The sequence below is a fragment of the Planctomycetota bacterium genome (assembly GCA_016235865.1).
GTDB lineage: Bacteria > Planctomycetota > MHYJ01 > JACQXL01 > JACQXL01 > JACRIK01.
Genome location: JACRIK010000026.1, coordinates 185757 through 210715 on the forward strand (window position 1 = coordinate 185757; position 24959 = coordinate 210715).

Genomic DNA, 24959 nt, shown 5'->3' on the forward strand with positions numbered 1-24959 from the left:
TTATGAAGAAGATTTTATTATTGGCGGGTTTGTTATTATTGGCTGGTTGTGCTGTCAACGCCTCCGGTCCTCAGGATGCCAAGGCAATCGTACTTAATGCCCACCGGATGCTGGATGAAGCAAAGGGATACAGGTTTAATATGGACGTGACTTTAGACGATACGCCGGCGACGATTAATATCAAGGGCGCCATCCAGAACCCTGATTTCTGCTACTTCAAAGTCACGCTGTCTACTCCTGAAAATGCCGAAGCAGAGGTAATGGAAGTGTACCGGCAGGGCAACAAGCTGGCTCTCAATCACGCCCGGGATGGAGAACCTAAAGAATGGCAACCGGATGATTATGATGATCCGGAATATAGGAGTGTGGCCACAGATATGCTTTGGGAGGTATATAAAACCGTTGATGTGGATAAATTACTCAGGAACGCAAAATCAGCCGGGACCATGACAGTCAACGGGATTGAATGCTATAAGATAGAGGCGCTGTTTGACGCGGAAGACCTGAAAGACTTTAATGCAATTGATGAAGGTCGGATGTGTCCGCCCGGGACGGGCAAGGCCGTAAAGGCCGGATATCGATTCTGGGTGGCAAAAGGCAGCGGCGAACTCTGCAAAACACAACGCACCATTGAATACCCGGCGTCAGATAAGGCAATGACATTAGATATTACAATGATGCTGTCAGACCATCACAAGGATATCAAGTTGGAAATACCGGCCGAAGTGCAGGCATTGTTAAAAGATAATCCGGAAACAAAATAGTTCTGGGATGGGCGTTCCGTGTCTCAGTGCCTCTGTGGTTGAATTTCGGGCCGGGCGGGGGATTATAACTATGAAGAAGGTTCTCTTATTGGCCTGTCTGTTATTGTTAATCGGGTGCGGAAAACAAATGACCCCGATTGAATTCGTCGAAAAGAACTTTGGGTTTCACATTCCTTCTGATGTGTATATACGAAAAATAGAGAATAGCTTTATTAATGGTCTTCATGGCGATGGGCACTTTTATCTGGAGGCGCAACTTGAGAAAGACCGGATGCCGATGTTCCTTCAGGTAATATCGCAATCTGAGAAGTGGAAGGAACTGCCACTGCCAGAGGCCATGCAGAAGTATTACCGGGGCAGTTTCGTAAACAGGTATATGAAACTAAAAAACGGATATTACTATTTTCAGGATATTCCTGAAGAAGGCGGTTATAATATTGCCGTTTTGAATTTAGACACAAACGAATTGTTTGTCTATAAGCAGGTTAATTAGAATTGCCAGGGCGGGGGCGGGCATTAAACTTATACCTTATAACTTGTAACTTATAATTGCCCCGAAGGGGTTTGGGCCGGAATCTGCGATAGGGGGTCCGGATTACTAGTATTGTGTCCCCGGATTAATCCCGTAGAGGCGCACTTATGAGTTGTAGTGACGCACTTACGACCTGTAATGACGCACTTACGACCTGTAGTGACGCACTTACGACCTGTAATGACGCACTTACGACCTGTAGTGACGCACTTATGAGTTGTAATGACGCACTTACGACTTGCAAGTGCGCACTTATGACTTGTAGTGACGCACTTATAACCTGTGCGCTGTAGTCCAGAACCTTTATTAACAGTAAATGAAGGCCCGCCGACGCCCTTTATATGGGCCAAGTGACACACACCTTCCCCTAAAAGCCGCTAAATATCTGACTTCAGAGATGCTGTTTTGCCAAATCAGTCCTTTATGCCACCAGTCCTGTCCTAAAACGCCGCACCTTTAGGGCTTATATGGGGGTAAATAGTGGTTCAATATGATTTGTATGGCGTGTTTTCTGACTCAGTTGGCGTGCCAAATGACCTTGTTGGCGTGCCAAATAACCTTGTTGGCATGCCTAATGACCCGTATTGAGCTCAAAACAAGCTGAAACCTATTCATTCGGGATAATACAGAGGAATTTCATGGTGCCCGGGCCGGTATTCCGGAACCCGCACTGCGGGACCACGAGCAATCGTCCTGTGAACGATGCGGAGTGAACTGGTGGAGTTTGTTCGGCTCGACAAGGATTACATAGCCGGCCTGGAATGGTTTCTTGGCGTCTTCGTAGGTCATCTCGCCCTGGCCGTCCAGGACGAATATCTCGTGCTCGCCCGGATGGGTATGGAGCGGGGTATGGCCGTCCTGGGCCACCTCAAACAGGCGCATGGCGAAGTTGGGCGCCTCCTTCTGTGAAATCAGCCAGCGCATGCTCACGCCGATTGCGCCTTCGATTTCTACCGGACGTAAGGGGATTTCGTTGGAAGCTTGGCATTTCATGGTGTAAGCATATAGCGTAGAGCGTATAGCATTGCTCTATGCATTGTTCTTCTGCAATAGTTTCTTGGCCAGGCCCTTGCGCCGGTCAGCCAGCTCCAGGGTCTCCTCCTCATAGCGGATGGCCTTGGTGGAGCAGACCTTGACGCATTTCGGGTCGCCGGAACACAGGTCGCATTTGACGATGTCGTTGTGATGGACGGTAATGGCCGCATAGGGGCAGACCGTGGCGCAGAACCGGCATTTGATGCACTTGGTGGAATCGTATTTGACCACGCCGTTTTCCCGGTAATAGGCGTTCTGGGGGCAGAATTTCAGGCACAGGGCGTCCTCGCACTGCATGCAAATCAGCGGATATTCCAGTCGTTCAAATTCGTCACGGACCACGCTGATAGCCGCCTTTTTGGGATTGCATTCCCCGAACTTGCTCAGGGAGCAGGCAATGGAACACTCCCGGCAGCCGGTGCAGAGTTCAGGGTAGATATATAAATATTTCATAGAATTCTAATGCGTCCACGGATTAAGCGGATTTTACGGATTTAACAGATTTTCCGCTCAATCAGCATAATCGGTTTAATCTGCTTACGCAATTTCCTCCGAAACTTATTTTATTACCTTTTTTATCCAGGCACCACCTAAGACGGTATCGCCTTTATAAAACACCGCGGCCTGGCCGGGCGTTATGGCAAATTGCGGTTGCTTAAACCGCACCTCAACCCGTTTATTGCTTAATATTTTTATCTTGGCTTTGGACTGTTTATGTAGGTATCTTATTTTAACATCTGAATCAACCCAGCCCTTGTTGCGCTTAATTATATTCTTATGGCCAGAAATATCAAGTGTTTTTCGGTTAAATTTAGCATTTTTGCTTTCGGTAGACAAGGGCTGGGTCCAGTTCACCTCATCCGCCACGAATGTGGTATTAAGAACATCCGCCCGGTCTCCCAGGATGACGGTATTGGTCTTAGGAATTATCTTGGAGACATAGGCCGGATGACCTAAGGCAATCCTGAGTCCGCGTCTCTGGCCGATGGTGAATAACTGAAAGCCGTCGTGCTGGCCGATGACCTTGTTGCCGGCGTTCTTTACCTTGCCGGGCTTGAGCCGGTCCGGGATGCGTTCCTTGAGCAGGTCTTGATAGCCGCTACTGGGTACGAAACAGATGTCCTGGCTTTCCGGCTTGTCCTTGACCGGCAGGTCTATCTGGTGGGCAATCTTGCGGACCTCTTGCTTGGTTAATTCACCCAGCGGGAATATAATCCGGGCAAGCTGTGGCTGGGTCAGGGTAAATAATACATACGATTGGTCTTTGGTAGAGTCAATTCCCTTATTGAGATGATATAACCCCCTTAATCCCCCTTTGTTAAGGGGGACTTTACCGTATAATTCCCCCTTATTAAAGGGGGCGAGGGGGTTGTTACTTTGTGGCGACGCCTGTTTCGCCAAATGGCGGGATGGTGAAGTAATTCTTGCATAGTGCCCGGTGGCAATATAATCCGCGCCGAGTTTATCCGCGTATTCCATCAGTTTGCCGAATTTGAGATACTGGTTGCATCTGATGCAGGGATTAGGCGTCCGGCCTTTGTCATATTCCGAGCAGAAGTAATCTATGACCTGTTCGAATTCATGCTTGAAATTAAGGATAGAGAATTTTATATCCAGGTGGTCGGCCACGCGCTGGGCGTCTTGGGCGTCAAAGACACTGCAGCAGGCCTTGCGCCGGGGCGCCAGCCGTTCCAGGCAGGCGCCTAAACTCATAAACAGCCCGGTGACATCGTATCCCTGTTTCTTGAGCAGGTAGGCGGCGACGCTGGAATCAACGCCGCCACTCATAGCTACAACGACACGTTTGGACATAGGAACCACAGATTAACACAGATAAACACAGATTACAAGATTTTGTCGGTGTTTGACTGCGCGTATTATGGGAGTAATATTTTATGATAAAATAATTGATGAATGAGGAGTGCTAAAGTATAGTTGCGAATAATGTCATTCCTGCGAAAGCAGGAATCCAGACTTACTTGGTGTATTGTAGATTCCCGGTGGAGTTTATCCCGCTGGATTCCGTGTCAAGCACGGAATGACACGCGGGACGGGAATAACAAAGGGGTGAAGAATTATGTTAGATTTAGATTTCATCCGCAAGAATCCGGACGCGGTCCGCAAGGCCATCACCGACAAGTCCGACAAGGTTGACCTGGACAAGGTGCTGGAGCTGGACAAGGAGCGCCGGCAGGTTATTACCAATATCGACAACCTGCGCAGCCAGCGCAAGAAGGCATCAGAGGAAATAGCCAAACTTAAGAAGGAAAAGAAAGACGCTGAGGCGCTGGTTCAGCAGATGAAGGCAGTGGGCGATGAGATATCGGCCCTGGAAGCCAAGTCGCAGGCCATAGAAAAATCGTTCACTGAATTAATCAGTTTTATCCCCAATATCCCGGCGGCCGATGTGCCGGTGGGCAAGGGCGAAGCGGATAATATAGAAGTCAGGCATTGGGGCGAGCGCAGGAAATTTGATTTCACGCCGGCAGCCCATTGGGATATCGGGCAGAAACTGGGCATCATCCAGTCCGAGCGGGCCAGCAAGATCAGCGGCTCGGGATTTATCCTGCTGTCCGGCCAGGGCGCGCGGCTGGAACGGGCGCTCATCAACTTTATGCTGGATATGCATATCAAGCAGCACGGGTTCACCGAGATTATGCCGCCGTTTCTGGTCAACCGCCAGACCATGTATGCCACCGGGCAATTGCCCAAGCTGGAGGCGGATATGTATAAGACGGCCGAGGAGGATATGTTCCTGATTCCGACAGCCGAGGTGCCGGTAACCAACCTCTGGCGTGACGAGGTGATACCGGAGGAGAAACTGCCGCTTTATTACGTGGCGGCCACGGCCTGTTTCCGCCGCGAGGCCGGCTCTTATGGCAAGGATACACGGGGTATCATTCGGGTCCATCAGTTCAATAAGGTCGAGATGGTCAAGTTCGTGCATCCGGATACCTCGTTTGATGAATTGGAGAAATTGGTCCAGTGCGCCGAGGCCGTGCTTCAGGCATTGGAATTGGAATACCGGGTGGTCAAGCTCTGCACCACGGAGATGAGTTTTTCGTCGGCCACCACCTATGACCTGGAGGCGTACGCGCCGGGCGTGGGGCGGTATCTGGAGGTCTCATCCTGCGGTAATTTTACGGACTTTCAGGCGCGCCGGGGCAATATCAGGTTCAGAGGCAAGGATAACAAGAGCCGGCTGGTGCACACGCTCAATGGCTCGGGCCTGGCGCTGCCCCGGACGCTGATTACGCTCTTGGAGACACACCAGCAGAAGGACGGCTCGATTGTTATCCCCAAGGCGCTCCGGCCGTATATGGACGGAGTGGAGAGAATCGGTTAGAAACCACAGATGCCCCCATACGGGGATAACTCGCAGTAACAACTAAAGTTTAAGTGCGAGTAAACACAGATGAGCACAGATATAGCAACCATAGTGAAAGTGAGATAAAATATGCAAACAAGTAGCGGCGCTCTGACCATGGATTTAATCAACAAGTATCACCGGGAATACAATGCCAATACGCTGAATCGGATTGCCCGCAATGCCGTGACCAAGACGGCCCTGCCGGAAGTGGCCATGAACCGCGATGTCTTGAACAGCACTGATTTTACATTCTCGCATATCGTCAAGACCGGAGATGCCACCAGCCAGATGTCCAGCGGCCGGTGCTGGATGTTCGCCGGCCTGAATACCATGCGGATACTGGCGATGAAGAAGATGAACCTGGCTACATTTGAGTTGTCGCAGAGCTACACCTTCTTCTGGGACAAGCTGGAGAAGTCAAACTACTTCCTGGAAAATATTATTGACACGGTGGATGAGGATGTCCAGAGCCGGGTGGTCATGTGGCTGTTGGGCGGTCCGCTGGGCGACGGCGGGCAGTGGGATATGTTCGCCAATCTCATCAGCCGGTACGGCGTGGTGCCCAAGACCGTCATGCCCGAGACCTTTAACAGCAGTAATTCCGGCCATGTCAATTATTTTGTTACCCTGAAGCTCAAGGAAGACGCGATGCTGCTGCGGAATATGCACAAGAAGGGCGCATCTCTGGCGGCCTTGCGAGCCCGCAAGCAGGAGATGATGTCGGAAATCTATAAGATGCTGGTGATATATTTCGGCGAGCCGCCCCGGGAGTTTCTCTGGCAATACCGCGATAAGAAGGGCGTATTCCACCGCGACCCCAAGCCCCTGACGCCGCTGGCGTTCTACAAGAAATATGTCAATCTGGATTTGGACGAGACGGTCAGCGTCATCAATTGTCCGACCAGAGACAAGCCCTATAACCGGATGTATACCGTGCAATATTTGGGTAACGTCAAGGGCGGGCAGATAGTCCGTTATCTGAACGTGGATATCGACACGCTCAAGTCGGCTGCGGCGGCCATGCTCAAGGACAAGCAGCCGGTCTGGTTCGGATGCGATGTGGGCAAGATGTTCCACCGCGATGCCGGCATCATGGATATGAAACTATACGAATACGACAACCTGTTAGGCGTCAAGTTCGGGATGGACAAGGCGCAAAGAGTTGATTACGGCGATAGCCTGATGACCCATGCCATGGTCCTGACCGGAGTCAACCTGGTCAACAATAAGCCCACCAAATGGAAGGTGGAGAACAGCTGGGGCGACAAGGTCGGGGACAAAGGGTTCTTTGTCATGAGCGACGCCTGGTTCAGCGAATACCTTTATCAGGTGGTTATCAAGAAGAGTTACTTGACGCCCAAGCTGAGGAAGATACTCAAGGAAAAGCCCATTGTCTTAAAACCCTGGGACCCGATGGGCTCGCTGGCCATAATGCACTGATCGCATTATATTATGCTGAAACGCACGGTGAAGGACAATTCCGCTTTATCCTTAGTGGCCGCTAATCTAGTCACAGCCATTTTTGCCATTGTCCAGAAATGGACGCTGGCTGAACTGATGTGGATTTACTGGTCCCAGAGCATCACCATCGGCATATTCAATTTCATCCGGATCTGGCGATTGAAGCAGTTTCGCACCGATGGGCTGACCATGAATGACCGGCCGGTCGAGCCGACCGAGAAATCCAAGAAGGACATCGCCATATTCTTTGCGATGCATTATGGTTTTTTCCATGTGGGTTACCTGATATTTCTTACCCAGCTGGGCAGCGGAGGGCGGATCGAGAACCTTGACAGCACGCCTTTTATTACCGGCGTACCGATAGATACGCTGGCGGTTATTATTTTAGCGCTGATGTTTTTTGGCAATCACCTTTATTCGTTCCTGCACAATAAAGATAACTACCGGGGCGTACCGAATATCGGCACGATGATGTTTTTCCCGTATGCCCGGGTTATCCCGATGCACCTGACCCTGATTATCGGCGCCAGCATGGCCCAGAGCGCTATAATACTGTTCCTGTTTCTCAAAACCATTGCCGACGTGATTATGCACGCGGTCGAGCATTCGTTGATTTTATCAAAAGAATAGCCGGTAATGGTTGACGTCTGGAAAACAGCTTTTATAATATTCCCATGCCAATGGATGATTTACAGATTCAGGAGTTCCGGTCATTCAACGAATTTAGTGCCTGGTGGAATAGTCCTGAGATAGTTGAATTCTGCCGGCAGAATCCGGAGCAGGCCGATAAGTTAAAAGAGCATCCCTATTTAAAGCCTTGGTTCGGCGACGCCGGCCAAACAATGAGAACAGACGATATTCCGCCAGAAACAACATCCGATCAAGGTGCGCAAGCCGCCCCAGAGATTTTTGGCCGGTATCAGCTGGAGGCAGAATTAGGCAAGGGCGGAATGGGCGTGGTCTATTTGGCGGCTGACCCGGTTCTGGACCGCCGGGTGGCCCTGAAGGTTATGACTCTGGAAGGTATCGAGGCCACGGCCCGGTTTATGCGCGAGGTTCGTTCATCAGCCAAGTTAAAGCATCCCAATATTGTCCAAATCTACGAGGTCGGCACGCAGGGAAAATTCCACTATTTTACCATGGAACACATTGACGGTGGTGGTTTGGATACATTTGTGGACGAGCACAAATTATCGCCCAGGCGGATTGCCGAGATAATCTGCGATATTGCCTCGGCGCTCCATTACGCCCACCAGCAGGGGATTATCCACCGGGACCTCAAGCCCGGCAATATTCTGTTAGATAAGCAGGGTAAGTCATATTTGACTGATTTCGGGCTGGCCAAGGAATTGACTGCGGCTGATCGTGCTCTGACCATGAGCGGCACGGTCATCGGCACGCCGGACTATATGTCGCCGGAACAGGCCCGGGGGGATAAGGATAAAGTGGATGCTCGGAGTGATGTGTTTTCTTTGGGGGCAACCATGTATTACAGTTTAACCGGCGTAAGTCCATTTAAAGATAGCGATTTATACCAGGTGTTGAGTCGGGTGATAAATAAAGACCCGCTGCTGCCCACCAAGGCGGCAAAGAACCTTCATCGTGATTTAGAAACCATCTGTATGAAGTGTCTGGAAAAGGAACCGGTCCGGCGCTATCAGACGGCCGGGGAGTTGGCGGACGACCTGAAGCGGTTCCTGGAAGGCGAATCCATCCAGGCCAGGCGCTCCGGCTTAATCACCAAGCTGATTAAGAAGGCCCGGCGCAATAAACCGGCCGCCTTGGCCATGCTCGGCGCCGTTGTGATTCTTCTGGCTGTCGTGTCCGACCTGCTGGTTTCATCCGTGTTAACCGGTCGGAAAATAGAGGATTACCGCCAGAATGCCCGCGCGGCGTTTAATAACAAAAATTATGAAGAGGCGGTGGTTTGGTGCAACCGGTTATTGGAGATTTCGCCGGATGACGCGGAAATCCGGGGATTGCTTGGGAATTACGGGAAATATAAGGAGACCAGGGAATCCGCTCAGAAGGTTTTGGATACATTGAAATTCGGTAAATTAATTGAGATTGACGAGAAAATAAAAATAGCCCGGAGAGCTCTGGAGATAGACCCGACTTTTGCCGAGGCCTGGCAGGAAATCGGTATTATCTACAATGAGGGGAAGGAATATGACAAGGCGTTTGAGGCGTTCACCAGGGCGATTGAGATTAATCCCACCATGGTTCTTTCTTATTACCAGCGGGGCTGGATTGTTTCTGATATCCGCGGCGATAAGGCGGGTTCCATACCTGATTTTAAGAAAGTGGCGGAACTGGCGCCGGACAGTTACATCGGATTTTATGCCAGGGGAAATATGGAGATGGAGATGGATGATTTTAAGGCCACGATTGCGGATATGAGCAAGGCCATAGAACTCAAGCCGGATTATGCCGATGCCTACTATCACCGGGCTTATGCCCATGTTGAGACCGATAACTACGAGCAGGCCATCGCCGATTATAGCAAGGTTATAGAGCTTAAACCGGATTATGCCGAGGCCTACGCCGAACGCGGCGTGGTCTATAGCCGAAAAGACAATCTTGACCAGGCGCTTGCTGATTATAATAAGGCCATAGAGCTCCGGCCGGGCTCTGATGCCAAGGCCTATGCCTGGCGCGCCTGGGTCTATGTTCTCAGGGGGAATAATAGCCAAGCCATCACAGACTTCAGTCGATCGCTGGAACTCAAGCCAAATCAGGTGGATGTTTACCGGGACCGCGCCAAAGCATATTTTAATAACGGAAATCCTCTGCTGGCGCTGGCTGACTGTAACAAGGTGATAGAATTAAAACCCGGCGCCCCAGACGCCTATTATTATCGCGGCACGGTCTATGCGGCTCAGGGCAAACCGGAAGAGGCCATTGCCGATTATAATAAAGCCATAGAACTTAATCCCGGCGAGGCCGACTATTATATCGACCGGGCCCTGGCTTATGCACTGCGGACAAATTTCAAACAGGCATTAAGTGATTATAGCAAAGCCATTGAGCTTGACCCGGCTGGTGCGCGCGCCTACAAGCTCCGGACCAAGCTATATGTGAAAAAGGGCGATTTCGACCGCTCACTCGCTGACTATAATAAGGCTATAGAAATTGAACCGGCTAATTCCGAGTTGTATCTGGAACGCGGCGATGTCTATCGCCGGAAGGGTGATCTGGACCGGGCGATTGCGGACTTTACCAGGGCGTTAGAAGCTGCGCCGGATAATATGAATGCATATATGACGCGTGCGGATGTGTATTTTGGAATGGGCGATTATGACCGGGCTATCCTGGACCTCAACCGGGCAGTAGAGAATGAGTCCAGCGCGCCATACGCATACCACTGGCTGGGCTGTTCCTATTACCGGAAAGGCGACGTCGAACGGGCGCTGAGTAATCTGAACCGGGCGGCTGAGTTGAACCCTAAAAATCCGGATACCTACAAATGGCGCGGTAATATTTACTACACCTTGGGCCGGTACCCGCAGGCCCTAGCTGATTACAACCAGTTGGTAAAACTTAATCCTGCTGTTGCTGATGGGTATAAAGTACGCGGTGCCCTCTATTCCAAAATGGGCAATCGCCAGCAGGCGCTGGTCGATTTCAGCCATCTGATAAAGCTTAATCCGGCGGATCCCGAGTCCTACAACGCCCGGGGGATGCTTTACGATAAAATGGGCGATTACGAACGGGCCATCAAGGATCATACTAAGGCGCTGGAGCTCGCGCCCGATAGCCCGTGGATTTATTATAATCGGGGTGTGGTGCACTGCCATAATAGCGATGACCAGAGCGCCATCAGCGATTTTAGCAAGGCGTTGGCCTTAAAGCCGGATTTTTCCGAAGCCTATGTTGAACGGGGTAATATCTATTTCAGGCAGGGCAATTATCCTCAGGCGCTGTCCGAGTATAATCAGGCGATAAAGTTTAATCCCAAAGAGATGGCGGCCTATTATGGCCGGGGAATGATTTATCAAACTTTGCGTAGGTTTGATTTAGCCATCCAGGACTATACCGGTGCGTTGGCGCTCAACCCCAATGAGGCGAATTGTTATTGCAACCGGGCCGTATCTTATGCCGGATTGGCCATGTATGCCGAGGCAATCCGTGACGCCGAAATATTTCTCAAGTTGGCGCCGAATCATGGCAGTGCAAAAGAAATCAGTGAGGAATTTGAGAAGTGGCAGAAAGAACTGCAGAAATAGCCCGCCGGGTAGCATATGAATCTGCAACTTACACACCTGATTCGTCCTTAAGCCGGACGATATTTCTTGCTTCTTGGACTGCGTGATATATAATCCTTTGTCAGGGGAGGATATTTATATGCATCCACTTATCAAGCGGTATATGTTGTTCTCGCTGGCCGGTGCGGCCGCCATTATATTGTTCTATGGTATTTATCAACTGACCAGCGGGCCGAAACTGTATGAGGGCGACCGGAAGGAAGAACGCGCCTGCCGGCTCTGCCACGGTACGCCTGAGGGCTGTGACGCCTGCGGATACGACGGCAAGGTCAATGTCATCGTGCCCGGCCCGAATCACCGGACCACTGTTTATGGCGAGGTTTTTGAGCAGAATGTCCGCTATCCGTCACGGGAAGACGGCGCAATCTATGACGATGGTCAGGCGTTCCGCACGGGCGGCGCCCTGCAGCAGGCTACCGCCGGCGCCATCGGCGACGCCAAGGTGGTTTTCACCGGTTCATCCGGCGAGCGCATTGAAAAGATCACGCCATTCACCGGCAAGTTCAGCCTGAAATTGTTGGCCGGTACATATAAAGTGACGGTGGAGAAGTCTGGTTTTCAGCAATATGAAAAAGAACTGGTTGTCCCGCTGGCCACGGCCGAAATCTGGCAGGAGGAGATACCTGAAGTGATTGTCGAGCAGGTCCTGAGCGACGATCCGACAAGACAAAATCAGGGTGTTCCGGATGTGCTCAGCATAGAAATCGGGATGGCCAGATAGGTAATAGAATGGCTAAGAATATTTTGTACAACATTGCCTTATCTGTGGTTCAGACCCTGCAGGCCAATGGATTCCAGGCATACTTTGCCGGAGGATGCGTGCGCGACCGGCTGATGAAGCGGCCACCCAAGGATTACGATGTTGCCACCAATGCCCGGCCTAATCAGGTCATGAAACTGTTCCCCAAGACCCTGGCTATCGGTAAGGCCTTTGGCGTAGTGATGGTGATTATCCAGAAACAGCAGATTGAGGTCACCACCTTCAGGACCGAGAGCGGGTATTCGGACGGCCGGCATCCGGACCATGTCAAATACGCCTCGCGCGACGAGGACGTGGCCCGGCGCGACTTCACCATCAACGGCCTGCTCTACGACCCGATTACTGATGAACTGGTTGATTTAGTAGGCGGCAGGGCGGATATCAGGAAAAAGATTGTCAGGACCATCGGCGATGCCCGGCAGAGATTCAATGAGGACAAGCTCCGGATGATGCGGGCCATCAGGTTCGCCTGCGAACTGGGTTTTGCCCTTGACCCCAGGACCAAAAAGGCAATTGCCAAATCCGCCCGGCAGATAACCAAAATCAGTGTCGAGCGCATCCGCGAGGAATTGCGGCGCATCCTGATGTGCCCCCAGCGCGACCGGGGCGTAAAACTGTTGGAGCAGACCGGACTGCTAAAACGCATCCTGCCTGAGGTGCTTAAGATGAAAGGGGTCAACCAACCAAAGCAGTTCCACCCCGAGGGCGATGTCTATGTCCACACGGTTGCGGTCATGAAGCACCTCCGAAATCCGTCGTTTGAGCTGGCCCTGGCTACTCTCTTGCACGACGTGGGCAAGCCCGGCACCTTTATGATCACCGACCGCATCAGGTTCCACGAGCACGAACGTCTGGGTTCTGAGATGGCCGAGCGCATCTGCCAACGCTTGAAACTGGCCAACAGCGAGATTGAGACCATCTGCTGGATTATTGCCAAGCACCTGGTCTTCAAGGACATTGATAAGATGCGGGTCAGCACCCTGAAACGTCTGTTCAGCCATCCGGATTATCCGCTGCTGGCTGAGCTGCACCGGGCCGATCGGCTGGGCAGTGATATGGACCTGAAACCGTATTACATCGCGGCCCGGCTGTATAAGAAACTCTCCAAGGAAGACCTCAAGCCCGCGCCGTTGATAAACGGTTATGACCTGATTAAACTCGGCTTCAAGCCCGGACCGATATTCTCCAAGATTCTTAAACACGTGGAAGAGGCGCAGTTGGAAAAGGAGATTATCACCAAAGAACAAGCGCTGAAACTGGTAAAGGCGCATTTTAAACCGCAGATGAACACGGATAGACCCAGATGTACAAGAAAATGAAGAAGATTAGTTTGATTTGTTTTAGCATAGTCATAATGCTGTTTATTAATTATGGATGTTTTTCTACGGCTGCTATAACTTCAAGGCTTGTGTCTGAAGAATCGAAGAAAGATGGAACGCATATATGTGCTGGGTTTGGAGGATTAGGTGCGGATATAATATCTGGCTATTCATTAGCATGGGATAGTGATGAAAATTGGGGTAGAAACATTTATCAGGAGGCTCCTGTAGCTATTGGTTTTACTTTAATAGACGCGCTAATTGCTATCACGATAGATGAATTATTTCCCGAACAGCAATATGCTTTACCTCCAAAGAAAGAGGCATCCGAACAAGATATTATTTTACCACCAAAGACGCGGCGCTGAAACTGGTAAAGGCGCATTTTAAACCGCAGATGAACACGGCTAGACCCAGATGTACAAGAAAATGAAGAAGATTAGTTTGATTTGTTTTAGCATAGTCATAATGCTGTTTATTAATTATGGATGTTATTCTGTTGTTACTATTGTCCACAAAGGAGAAACTCAAAAATTAAGGGATGCAGGTAAACCCCCATGTGGTGGTTTTGGAGGAGCAGTTGTTGGTTGTGATATGCTAACGGGATATGCGTTAACATGGGACAAAGATGAAAACTGGGTTAGAAATTGGTATCAGAAAGCTCCAGCTGCTTTTGGATTTGCGGTAGTCGATATGTTAGCAGGTGATATTATATATAAATTATTCTATAGGGACGACAAACAACCAAGGAAAGAAGAATCGCCAAAGTCACATCGCTGAAATTAGTGAAGAAGCAATTCAAGTAAGCATTATTATTGGATAACCTGATAACAGGATTTAGCGGATTTACCTGATTTATCCGTTCAAACAGTTAAATCCTGTTGTTTCATCGTACTGATGGATTTTCTTGCCCTCTGTGTTCATCCCTGCCCCGCACATAATTTGTATTTCTTATTTGGCAGTAGTGACAAACCGTAGATAGTCGCAGATTATGGAAACTTTCACTTAATATTTGATATATGTGCGGGGTGAATGTTAATCTGTGGTTATGAGTTTTGCCCAGATTGTCTTCCCGGTTCCCATTGACCGGGCATTTACCTATCGCATACCCGCGGAGCTGTCCGGCACGCTCAAACTGGGCGCACGGGTCAGGGTGCCGTTCGGCACTGTTTCCAAAATCGGCTACTGCGTTGGATTCCTGGAGTCTGCCACCTTCCCCAAGATAAAGGATATTGAGGCCGTTATCGACACTGAACCGCTCATTACCGAGCATATGCTTAAACTCTGCCAATGGATGGCGGATTATTACTTCTCTTCTCTGGGCCAGGCCCTGGAATGCGTCCTGCCGGCCAGTGTTCGGGAAATCCCCACGGCTAAGAAATCCACTAAGGTCAAAGCCGACCCGTTCTATGAACAGGTGGCCCGGACCGAGCCGCTGACATTGACCCAGCATCAAAAAGAGGCGTATGATGCGATAGCGAAGAGCATAGAGCATAGAGCGAATAGTGAAGAAGCGCCGAATGTATTCCTGCTCCACGGCGTGACCGGCAGCGGCAAGACTGAGATATACCTCCAGGTCATGGCCAAGGTTAGGGAATCTGGCAAACAGACCATCGTTCTGGTGCCGGAGATTGCGCTCACCCCCCAGACCGTGCATAGATTTAGAGAAAGATTTGGCGATAGTGTTGCCGTCCTGCACAGCCATCTGACCGCCAAGCAGCGCCTGATTCAGTGGCAGAACATCCGCAACGGCCAGGCCTCGGTGGTCATCGGAGCCCGCTCGGCCATCTTCGCGCCCTTCAAGAATCTCGGCCTGATTGTCATAGACGAGGAGCACGAGACCAGTTTCAAGAACATCTCCACCCCGTTCTACCACGCCCGCGAGGCAGCCATCGAACGGGCCCGGCTGGAGCATGCCATCGTCATCCTCGGCTCGGCCACGCCGTCCTTAGAGTCATATTATAATAGCATCCATGGGACATATCATAGGTTAGTTCTGCCGGAACGCATCGACCATCGGCCCATGCCCAACGTCGAGGTGGTGGATATGCTTCAGCAGAACGACCCGCGGCATTCCAATCCCGTGCTCTCCAAGAAATTGGAAATAGGCATCCGGGACGAGGTGCTGAAAGGAAACCAGGTTATTCTTTTCCTGAACCGCCGGGGTTTTATCACCCTGATAAAGTGTTCCAAGTGCGGGCACATTATGAAATGCCGCCGCTGCCAGGTCTCGCTGGCATATCACAAGCAGTTCAATAAGGCCGTCTGCCACTATTGCAATGAAAAGACCGAACTGCCGACCGCCTGTCCCGAATGCGCCTATCCGGGCATCAGGCAATTCGGCATCGGTACCGAGAAGGTCGAGGACTACCTGCACAAGTTCTGGGATAATTTAATTGTTGATGCCAGCGCGGAAAAAAGCCAGCTGACCATCGGACGGATGGACAGCGACGCGATGAAAAAGAAAGGGCTCTACAAAGACGCCCTGCATTCATTCTTCACCGGAGAGACCGATGTTCTGGTCGGTACGCAGATGATTGCCAAGGGCCTGGACTTCCCCAATGTCACCCTGGTCGGAATTGTCTCGGCTGATACCACGCTCTATCTCAAGGATTTCAGGTCGGCTGAACGGACCTTCCAGCTGATAACCCAAGTAGCCGGCCGAACGGGCCGGGGACCCAAGGGCGGGCGGGTGATAGTCCAGACCGTCAACCCCGAGCACTACAGCATCATGGCCGGTTCGAACCATGACTACGAGGGTTTTGCCCGCCAGGAATTGTTATACCGCAGCGAACTCAATTACCCGCCGTTCCGGCGCATCATCCGGATTCTGGTCTCAGGAAAAAACCAGGATGTTATTAAAGAAACCATTGACAAAATTGCAAGGCAGATAACCAAGGAATTAGCCCCCTCACCCTTCCCTCTCCCCTCTGGGGAGAGGATAGGTGAGGGGAAACTAATTGAGGCAGGTGATATCGAGATACTCGGCCCGGCGCCGGCGCCTATCCTGCGCATCCGGGACCGCTTCCGCTGGCATCTGGTCTTAAAAATTAAGGAATTAGCGTCCGTCCAAAAGTATTTCAAGGGACTATTCAAGATGCCCTTTGCCAAGGGTGGCGTCCAGGTCTCTATTGATACCGACCCGGTGAGTTTGCTTTGAGCCGGTTGGCGCTAAGCGCGCCGGGTATATTCGAAAGGGGATGATGATGAAAGAAGTATTGGCCGTTATGGCGCTGGCGCTGGCCGGTCTGGTCAGCTGCCAGGGGGGGGATACCGGAACTGCGCTCCCGGAAGCGCTAAAACCGCCCAAGGTACTGGACGCGGGCAAACCCGTCTTGCTTCCTGATGAAGCAGACATAGCCGGTGAATGCGACAAAATCATGGGCGCCTTGGCCCAAACCGATATAAAACAGGCCTTCGCGTATATGGAGAAAATCTTCCCGCTCCCGGCTGAAGATTTTACCAAGCTTAAGGATGACACCACCAAGATGCTGGAATCTGTCAGTCCGAGATTCGGCAAGATTATCGGTTACGAACGGGTATCGGTGGTGAAAAAATCAGAGTCCGTTTTGGTCAGCACCTATATCCTAAAGATGGAAAGTATCGCCTTTAGATGGCGTTTTATTTTCTACAAGCCGAAAGACAAGTGGTTTATAAACAGCATGCGCTGGGATGATAAGTTGGGTGAAGACTGGTAGCCGGGGCGGGCGGGCAAACAGACGGGCCGGGAGCTGATTTATCTGAAATCTGCGTTTATCTGCGTAGCGACATCCCGCCGAGGCGGGACCCAGCCGGGTGGTTGCCCTGGTGCGTCGCGCTCCGCCGATACCAGTGGGGGGGGTAAATTAGTGCATGTTCCCCGAGTCGCGTTTATTTGGCACAGTGCCAAAAATAAGTGAGAAAAATATTAAATAATACTTGACAAATACTATTTCCCTTGGTATATTGCCATTATGCAAATACGGAATCTGATTGGTTCAGATTCCGGTTTAGAGTCTAGCAGCGAAAGGTTCATCAGCGCCCGGCCGGACCATGCGGTTGTTCTGGCGGGAACCGGAATGAGTTTACATTCGCCGTGGTTTTACGGCGAGCCCGGCGAGTCTGCCACCCCCCTGGGCCGGACGGACACCCTCCTTTCATCCAAAAAGCGCGATTTCCGTGCGTTCACCCATAATAGTCCTGCCCGGCCATTGGCTTTCTTAGCCGGCATCAGGGCTTATTTGCCGTTACAATATTTATAAACTCCCCCTTAATCGGTTGAGCAGGGTGGTTCTGTCGCTGGATGGTGTTTGTGAGAAGTGGTGTCCGGGGCATTCGGTCAATCGCGCGGACATCAGTAACCGGCGGCCGGGAAGAACATCGGATTTATCGGCCTGAACCGGACGCCGGGATAAAGGAGGATATAGCTATGAAAAACAGCGCTTATTATATGCCGGCGGTCCGGCGCAGGAGCAGCCCCCGCCCGTTGGCGGTGATAAATTCCGTCCCGCTACTTAGCGCGGTGTTCCTGGCCGCATTTATAGCCGCATTTAGCTGCGCCGGCTGCGGTGACGGCGGCAGCGGCAGCAGCGCATCGGCATCCGCGCCTGCGGCTGTGACGCCGACCCTGGTCGGATTGGTAAATACGCCGGACTATGCCCGGGGCGTCTATATTTCAGGCAGTTACGCCTATGTGGCGGACGGGACTTCCGGATTGCAGATTGCCGCTATCACCGACACGGATGCTCCGGTATTGGTCGGCTCTTGCAATACGCCGGGCAGCGCCTATGGCGTTGCTCTCTCAGGCAGTTATGCCTATGTGTCTGATTATGGCTCCGGGTTTCAGGCTATCGATATCTCAAATCCGGCCAGCCCGACCCTGGCCGGCTTTTATAATACGCCCGGCACTGCTTATGGCGTCGCGGTCTCAGGCAGTTATGCCTATGTGGCTGATGGCGCGTTCGGCCTGCAGATTTTAAATATCTCCGTTCCGGCCACCCCAACCCTGGCCGGTTCTTATAATACCACGGGTTCTGCCCGGTGCGTCTACATCTCGGGCAGTTACGCCTATGTGGCGGACGGCGCTTCGGGGCTGCAGATTATCGATATCTCAAACCCGGCCAGCCCGACCCTGGCCGGCTCACTGGATACCGCGGGCTATGCTTATGGCGTCGCTGTCTCAGGCGGTTACGCCTATCTGGCGGATGGCGCGTCCGGCCTGCTGGTCATTGATGTGTCTGTCCCGGCGGCCCCGGTCTTGGCCGGGTCATACGACACCTCGGGCTCTGCCTATAGCGTGTGCCTTTCCGGCAGTCGCGTCTATCTGGCTGATTTCGGTTCAGCGCTGCGGGTTTTTGATATCTCCAATCCGGCCGCTCCGGTTTTAGAGTGGGCAATAGTCACCACTGGTTCCGTCTATAGCGTCTGTGTATCGGGCAGTTACGCCTATGTGGCGGACGGGTATCCCGGCCTGCAGATTATCAGTCTGGGCGATTAGTTCGAGGAACGGCAGTTTTCTGCGGGTCCCGCCGGTCTTGATTCCTTTATCGGTCCTCAAGCGCTGGCGGGATTTCCCTATCCCCTACATGCCCCTTTGCGCCCCTGTGCGTAGCACTGGTCGGGAGCACGCCGCAGGCGGCGCACCGGGAGACACACTGGTCAGTTCAACATTTAGCCAGCGGCTAAAGCGCACCCGGGTAAAGGTGCCCCGGATTACTGTAATATTTATTGACATTTTGATGGTATGGCATATATTGGCGGCATTAATTAACCAAGCCGGGTAACCGGTTAAAAGCGGTTCAGAAGATATTCGGCGCCAAAGGAGTTGTATGAAAAACAGAAGATATTATATAGTCGCGGCTTTAGTCTTGGTGGCATGGGTAACTGCTTTTAGCTACATCGGCTGCGGCGGGAGTTCGTCCAGCGGTTCCAGCGGCGGCAGTACGCTTAACCTGCCTCCGGCGCCGACCGGCCTTTCTGCTATTGCCGGGAATACCGAGGTGACCATAAGCTGGACCAGCGTTACCGGCGCCATATCTTACACCGGTTACTGGTCAATCGCTTCGGGCGTGACAAAAGTTACCGGCACCAGGATAAGCAATATCACCGCGCCATACACCCATACCGGCCGGGCTAATGGCACGACCTATTACTATGTGGTCACTGCCGTGAACAGCGACGGCGAGGGCGCTGCCTCATCTGTGATATCCGCCACCCCGGTTTTAACCCCGACCCTGGCCGGCTCTTATGATACAACGGGCTCGGCCTCTAGCGTCTATGTCTCCGGCGCTTACGCCTATGTTGGGGACTCTAGTTACGGCCTGCAGATTATCAACGTCTCCAATCCGGCTGCTCCGGCCCTGGCCGGCACATACAATACATCCGGTCTGGCCGGCGGCGTCTATGTATCCGGCAGTTATGCCTATGTGGCGGATGACGTTTCCGGACTGCAGATTATCAACATCTCCAATCCGGTTTCGCCGGTGTTAGCCGGGACATACGATACCCCGGACTATGCCCGGGACGTCTATGTTGACGGCAGTTATGCCTATGTGGCGGATGAGAATTCCGGCCTGCAGATTATCAACGTCTCCAATCCGGCTGCTCCGGCCCTGGCCGGCACTTATAATACCCCGGGCCAGGCCATTGGCGTCTATGTGTCCGGCGCTTATGCCTATGTGGCTGATAACACCTTCGGGCTGCAGATTATCAATATCACCAATCCGGCGGCCCCGGTCCTGGTCGGCACTTATGATACAGCGGGCGGCGCTGACGGCGTCTATGTGTCCGGCAACTATGTCTATGTGGCGGATAATATCGCCGGGCTGCAGATTATTAATATCTCTAATCCGGCCGCTCCCACCCTGGCTGGTTCTTATAATACATCGGGCACTTCTGATGACGTCTATGTATCCGGGAATTACGCCTATGTGGCGGACGGTGATTCCGGACTGCAGGTTATCAACATCTCCAATCCGGCTACTCCCACCCTGGCCGGTTCATATCCTACCGCGGACTGGTCCAATGGCGTCTATGTGGCCGGCGCGTACGTCTATCTGGCGGATAACACCTTCGGCCTGCAGATTATCAACACCTCGGTGGTTGCCACGCCGACCCTGGTTAGTTCTTGTGACACTCCTAACGCCGCCTCCGGCGTCTATGTGTCCGGAAACTATGCCTATGTGGCGGATTGGAATTCCGGACTGCAGATTATCGACATCTCAAACCCGTCCGTTACCACGACCCTGGTCGGCTCATATGACACCACGGGCATTGCCAATGGCGTCTATGTGGCCGGCGATTATGCCTATGTCGCGGACGGTGATTTCGGGTTGCAGATTATCAATATCTCCCAGCCGGCTACGCCCACCCTAACCGGCGCTTATGATACAACCGGTTATTCCCGGGGTGTCTATGTGTCCGGCAACTATGACTATGTCACGGATGGGACTTCCGGACTGCAGATTATCAACGTCACCAATCCGGCTGCTCCGACCCTGGCCGGCACTTACAATACCCCGGGCTATGCCTTTGGCATCTATGTGTCCGGCAATTATGCCTATGTCGGCGATAACGCTTCCGGACTGCTGATTATTGATGTCACTAATCCGGCTGCCCCGGCCCTGGCCGGTACTTACAATACCCCGGGCAGCGCCTATGGCGTCTATGTGTCCGGAAACTATGCCTATGTGGCGGATTGGAATTCCGGACTGCAGATTATTGATATCTCCGAACCGGTTACGCCCACCCTGGCCGGCGCTTATAATACGCCGGACTCGGCCTATGACGTCCATGTATCCGGCACTTACGCCTATGTCGGCGATAACGCCTCCGGACTGCAGATTATCAACGTCTCCAATCCGGCGGTTCCGGCATTGGTTGCCACTTACAATACCCCGGACTCGGCCAACAGCGTCTATGTTGACGGCAGTTATGCCTATGTGGCTGATAACTCCACCGGCCTGCTGATTATCAGCCTGGGCGATTAGTTCGAGGGACGGCAGTTTTCTGCGGGTCCCGCCGGTCTTGATTCCTTTATCGGTCCTCAAGCGCTGGCGGGATTAACTGGACCAAACCGACCTAATTCTGTTCCGCTTCCGTGAACGCTTTTCCTTGCCTTTTCCTAAAAATGGTGGTAGAGTGCCAACTAATAAATATGGAAAATAAAGAACGGAGGAATAAATATGGAAAATGAGCATCCTAAAACAGAAGGAAGTAATCTTATCTGGAAATCCGGGAAACTGCTGGTAATGCACGTTGATGCCAAGCTGCCGGACCGATGCATTAAGACCAACCAGCCGGCCAATGGCAGCCGGAAGACTGCGACTCTTAACTGGCATCCGCCGGTATTTTACGCGCTTATTTTACTTAATCTTATAATATATGCAATTGTAGCAATCGTTGTAAACCGGAAAGCCACGATAGAATTTGGCGTATCCAATGAAGTCGTAAAAAAACACGTCCTGATAAAAACAATTGGCTGGGTTATACTGTCTTTAGGAGTAATTGTTTTCGTCTGGGGGTTGGCCGTGATGTCGCCTTTTGCATTTTTGGGGCTACTTACGGTTATTATAGGGCTTATTCCCATAACCCTGGCAAAATTTGTTTCAGCCGCTAAAATCCAAGACGATTATGTCTGGGTAAAAGGGGTCAGCCATGATTATCTGAACGATTTGCCCGAGTGGAATTCTAAACAGTAATCCAGGTGGAATCCTCTGATGCTCCGAGCCGGCCGGGCGGGGGAGTAAACAACGGGATTAAACAACCACCTTTAATTCCCCCTTTGTTAAGGGGGACTAAGGGGGTTGTTATTCTCTCCGCTAAATCAGTTAAATCCTGCGGAGTCGCAACGGAGTCCCGATTATTTCGGGGTTGTAAGATATGGCGGGGCGGATTTAATTTGCCTTTTCGATTGAAAAGTATTTAATTGTATTGCTTGACCAGCCCCGATGAATATCGGGGCTGTGGTGTCCCCGGATTAGAGGAATTGAAACCACAAATAGACACGAACACCGCAGTGACCGCGTCCAGCGAATTGACACAAATGGATTCGTGTTTATTGGTGTTCATTCGTGGTTGCCTTGTAGGCCGGAATCTGCGATAGGGGGGAACCGGATTACAACAAGGAAAGGAGACGGATTAATGTTAGTAGAATATAAAAATAATGCCATCTCGGGAATTGTCGGTGGCATGTTTGTGCTCGGAGGAGTTTATCAAGTTAGGAGTATGCATCCCACTACCGTACCACCACTATTAACGTTGGGGATAAGCATCATCGGGATTGTTTTATGGATATGGGGTTGTTTTGCCTATGCCAAAGGGAAGGGATATAGCAAATATTGGGGCTTATTAGGTTTTTTGTATCTCCTGGGACTACTTATACTTGCTTTATTTCCAGATAAACATAAGAATGCTAATAAAGCTTAACTCCGGATATACTTTGCGCCTCTGCGGTGAAAGGTAATTCGGGCTGGCCGGAATCTGCGATAGGGGGGGGAACTAAATTGGTACGTGTCCCCGGATTACCGGATTAAGGGGAACCAGTCACCGGGGAAACCGGGGAAATTAAAAGGATGTGCATTTATGGATTGCTGTAATTCAGGTGAGCCCCAAAAGAAAATAGTTAACATTGACCCTCTTCAGTCGCCCGAAAACCAATTTATATGTTATTGCAAGGAGGTTACCAAAGGCAAGATTATTGAAGCCATCAAGAATGGAGCCAAGACGCTAAATGAGATAAAAGAGGCGACCGGCGCTAATACGGGAAACGAATGCAAAACCAAAAATCCCAGGAAGATATGCTGTTCCGGTGATATTAAGTTGCTTCTGGATTACTGGATACCGAAGATTGGGGCCAAGAAACCGGTCAAGCGGGGGTAATCTGGGCACGTCAAGCTGGACAGGCACGTCAAGCGGGACAGACCGGAGCTAAGGGTCAGCAGACCATCCCGTGAGGGACTGCCTCCCGTAGGGACTGATTTTATCCGGGCCGGCGAAGTCGCAACGGAGTCCCGGAGCACCGCAGTGCCTCCCGCTTAGAGGGGCAACTCATTGCGGGGCGGGGGAGTATCTGAAATCTGTGTTCGCTATCGCGGTCTCTGCTGAGTTCATCTGTGTTTATCTGCGTAGCGACATCCCGCCGAGGCGGGACCCAGCGGGGTGGTTGCCCTGCGGGCCGGAATCTGCGATAGGGGGTCATTGGAATTCCCTACATACTCCCTACTCTATACTTCATACTTCTTCTCATTTCCTTGCCTTCATTCCGGAAAGTGATAAAATACCAATAAACTCGTATTGTGTCCCCGGATTACCGGATTATAATTGGTATTGCTTGCCCGTCCGTAGCCCAAAGGGCGAAGAAGGGTGTCCCCGGATTACGAAATATGAAAAAGACTACATTACTCCTAATTCTATTGCTTGTTATTACCTCGGGATGCAGTGGCGAGAAGTTAAAAGCCGTCTACGAAGTGCCAAGTTACTGGACAAAATCATCAATTGGTAATCTTTTACCTGTTCCTGTAACAATCTATATTAACAAATCTTCTTACCCCAAAAAGCCAGTTCCTCAGACTATTTTAATAAAAGGTCGTAAATGTCAGATTGAAGGATCAGAAATGATTCAAAATAATGAAGAGTTTTGGGTTTTTACTTTTAAGTTGGCTAGAGAATTTGTGTTTGATGACATATTCGATCGGCCGGGTCAAGTTAAAGTTACATTTCTGGATGAAAACGGGAAAACATTTACACTAAAAGCCGAGATGGAACCGAATGTAGAATATATTATTATTCCGGGAGGGGCGGGGAAATGACTTCTCTGTGTGCTCTGTGCCTCTGCGGTGAAAGGTAATTCGGGCGGCTTGCCCAGCACATTCCTTTTGCGGCCAGCGGGACAGACCACTAATTTTCTTTCCCTTTTTTTTACGCGGTTTCGCAGGCGCTATCTTTTCATCTGTGTAATCTGTGTCATCCCGTCATCCCGTCATACGACAGGACAGGTACGACGGGACAGGTCTGTGGTTACAATTTATTTTCCGCCTTTTCCGTGGAGCGCTTCAACCCCGAAATAATCGGGACTTCGCTGCGGCTTCGCCGGCTGCAGCCAGCCAAATAAGTCAATGTTTTTGACCGGAATTAATACCGCTGTTTAGCGGTATTTGAATACCGCTATTCGGCGGTATTTATTGTTATCTGTATTCTGGACATTAATCTGCGGCCAAAATTCCTCCCACTGAATATTTTTCAGAATCGGCTTGATTTTTGGAATCAAACGGTTATCTTATATTCGGACAGCGCGAGAGGGGGTAAGAGAGGGGGGGGTAGTCATGAAGAACCACGATGACCGGTCCTTTGAGGATAATCTCAGCGGCTTTGTCCGGTTCTGGCGGAATATGGGTCGGCCCAATGGCGATATTCTTTATATCCTGCTTATCTGGGATGACAAAGAACAGGACCGTCAGTCCACGGCTGATACAGTC

Annotated in this window: 23 protein-coding genes and 1 pseudogene; 20 read left to right on the forward strand and 4 right to left on the reverse strand. The window is 51.3% G+C overall.

The window, feature by feature from the left end; translation table 11 throughout:
• Positions 1–2: 2 nt before the first annotated feature.
• Complete coding sequence (locus HZA49_08100) at positions 3–764, forward strand: hypothetical protein (protein MBI5779404.1); 762 nt, start codon at positions 3–5, stop codon at positions 762–764.
• Between the two features lie 70 nt (positions 765–834).
• Positions 835–1257, forward strand: coding sequence for a hypothetical protein (locus tag HZA49_08105; protein MBI5779405.1), 423 nt, complete (start codon positions 835–837; stop codon positions 1255–1257).
• 646 nt (positions 1258–1903) lie between these two features.
• Here the strand turns inward: HZA49_08105 and HZA49_08110 are convergent.
• The 3 genes and pseudogenes from HZA49_08110 to HZA49_08120 all read right to left on the reverse strand — a co-directional run bounded on the left by HZA49_08110 (position 1904) and on the right by HZA49_08120 (position 4143).
• Positions 1904–2289: pseudogene (locus HZA49_08110) on the reverse strand (cupin domain-containing protein).
• A gap of 36 nt (positions 2290–2325) precedes the next feature.
• Positions 2326–2784, reverse strand: coding sequence for a 4Fe-4S dicluster domain-containing protein (locus HZA49_08115; GenBank protein MBI5779406.1), 459 nt, complete (start codon positions 2782–2784; stop codon positions 2326–2328).
• A gap of 105 nt (positions 2785–2889) precedes the next feature.
• A complete protein-coding gene (locus HZA49_08120) occupies positions 2890–4143 on the reverse strand; it encodes a tRNA-specific 2-thiouridylase (protein MBI5779407.1) in 1254 nt (417 codons plus the stop codon).
• Between the two features lie 265 nt (positions 4144–4408).
• Between HZA49_08120 and serS the strand changes: the two genes are divergently transcribed.
• The 14 genes from serS to HZA49_08190 all read left to right on the forward strand — a co-directional run bounded on the left by serS (position 4409) and on the right by HZA49_08190 (position 22184).
• Positions 4409–5677, forward strand: coding sequence for a serine--tRNA ligase (serS, locus tag HZA49_08125; protein MBI5779408.1), 1269 nt, complete (start codon positions 4409–4411; stop codon positions 5675–5677).
• 111 nt (positions 5678–5788) lie between these two features.
• Positions 5789–7141: a C1 family peptidase gene (locus HZA49_08130; protein ID MBI5779409.1), complete on the forward strand. Its 1353-nt coding sequence runs from the start codon at positions 5789–5791 to the stop codon at positions 7139–7141.
• A gap of 12 nt (positions 7142–7153) precedes the next feature.
• Positions 7154–7792 (forward strand): hypothetical protein, encoded by a 639-nt coding sequence (locus HZA49_08135; protein ID MBI5779410.1) that lies wholly within the window; start codon positions 7154–7156, stop codon positions 7790–7792.
• A 44-nt stretch (positions 7793–7836) separates the two neighbouring features.
• Positions 7837–11388, forward strand: coding sequence for a tetratricopeptide repeat protein (locus HZA49_08140; GenBank protein MBI5779411.1), 3552 nt, complete (start codon positions 7837–7839; stop codon positions 11386–11388).
• Between the two features lie 118 nt (positions 11389–11506).
• Positions 11507–12148, forward strand: a complete 642-nt coding sequence (locus HZA49_08145) for a carboxypeptidase regulatory-like domain-containing protein (protein MBI5779412.1) — start codon at positions 11507–11509, stop codon at positions 12146–12148.
• A gap of 8 nt (positions 12149–12156) precedes the next feature.
• Positions 12157–13506 (forward strand): CCA tRNA nucleotidyltransferase, encoded by a 1350-nt coding sequence (locus HZA49_08150; GenBank protein ID MBI5779413.1) that lies wholly within the window; start codon positions 12157–12159, stop codon positions 13504–13506.
• Positions 13503–13874, forward strand: a complete 372-nt coding sequence (locus HZA49_08155) for a hypothetical protein (GenBank protein MBI5779414.1) — start codon at positions 13503–13505, stop codon at positions 13872–13874. The genes HZA49_08150 and HZA49_08155 overlap by 4 nt, the downstream gene beginning before the upstream one ends.
• A 61-nt stretch (positions 13875–13935) precedes the next feature.
• A complete protein-coding gene (locus HZA49_08160; protein ID MBI5779415.1) occupies positions 13936–14286 on the forward strand; it encodes a hypothetical protein in 351 nt (116 codons plus the stop codon).
• Between the two features lie 268 nt (positions 14287–14554).
• On the forward strand, positions 14555–16666 hold the full coding sequence (gene priA / locus HZA49_08165) for a primosomal protein N' (GenBank protein ID MBI5779416.1): 2112 nt from the start codon (positions 14555–14557) through the stop codon (positions 16664–16666).
• A gap of 46 nt (positions 16667–16712) precedes the next feature.
• Positions 16713–17204 carry a hypothetical protein gene (locus HZA49_08170; GenBank protein MBI5779417.1) on the forward strand — a complete coding sequence of 164 codons (492 nt, stop codon included), beginning with the start codon at positions 16713–16715 and terminating at the stop codon, positions 17202–17204.
• Between the two features lie 255 nt (positions 17205–17459).
• Positions 17460–17747 carry a hypothetical protein gene (locus tag HZA49_08175; protein ID MBI5779418.1) on the forward strand — a complete coding sequence of 96 codons (288 nt, stop codon included), beginning with the start codon at positions 17460–17462 and terminating at the stop codon, positions 17745–17747.
• Positions 17748–17914: 167 nt separating this feature from the next.
• Entirely contained in the window at positions 17915–18982 is a 1068-nt protein-coding gene (locus HZA49_08180; GenBank protein ID MBI5779419.1) for a hypothetical protein, read from the forward strand.
• A gap of 331 nt (positions 18983–19313) precedes the next feature.
• The gene (locus tag HZA49_08185; GenBank protein ID MBI5779420.1) at positions 19314–21473 is read left to right on the forward strand and encodes a beta-propeller domain-containing protein; all 2160 of its coding nucleotides are present in this window, start codon (positions 19314–19316) and stop codon (positions 21471–21473) included.
• Between the two features lie 195 nt (positions 21474–21668).
• The gene (locus tag HZA49_08190; protein ID MBI5779421.1) at positions 21669–22184 is read left to right on the forward strand and encodes a hypothetical protein; all 516 of its coding nucleotides are present in this window, start codon (positions 21669–21671) and stop codon (positions 22182–22184) included.
• A gap of 223 nt (positions 22185–22407) precedes the next feature.
• Here HZA49_08190 and HZA49_08195 read toward each other — a convergent pair whose 3' ends face one another.
• Complete coding sequence (locus HZA49_08195; GenBank protein ID MBI5779422.1) at positions 22408–22554, reverse strand: hypothetical protein; 147 nt, start codon at positions 22552–22554, stop codon at positions 22408–22410.
• A gap of 72 nt (positions 22555–22626) precedes the next feature.
• On the opposite strand from HZA49_08195, the gene HZA49_08200 reads away from it, so the two are divergent.
• The 4 genes from HZA49_08200 to HZA49_08215 form a co-directional block, all read left to right on the forward strand.
• Positions 22627–22911: a hypothetical protein gene (locus tag HZA49_08200; protein MBI5779423.1), complete on the forward strand. Its 285-nt coding sequence runs from the start codon at positions 22627–22629 to the stop codon at positions 22909–22911.
• A 156-nt stretch (positions 22912–23067) separates the two neighbouring features.
• Positions 23068–23364 (forward strand): (2Fe-2S)-binding protein, encoded by a 297-nt coding sequence (locus tag HZA49_08205; GenBank protein MBI5779424.1) that lies wholly within the window; start codon positions 23068–23070, stop codon positions 23362–23364.
• Positions 23365–23867: 503 nt separating this feature from the next.
• Positions 23868–24293: a hypothetical protein gene (locus HZA49_08210; protein ID MBI5779425.1), complete on the forward strand. Its 426-nt coding sequence runs from the start codon at positions 23868–23870 to the stop codon at positions 24291–24293.
• A 513-nt stretch (positions 24294–24806) separates the two neighbouring features.
• Positions 24807–24959 (forward strand): hypothetical protein (locus HZA49_08215; GenBank protein MBI5779426.1); only part of this gene is annotated, 153 nt, incomplete at its 3' end.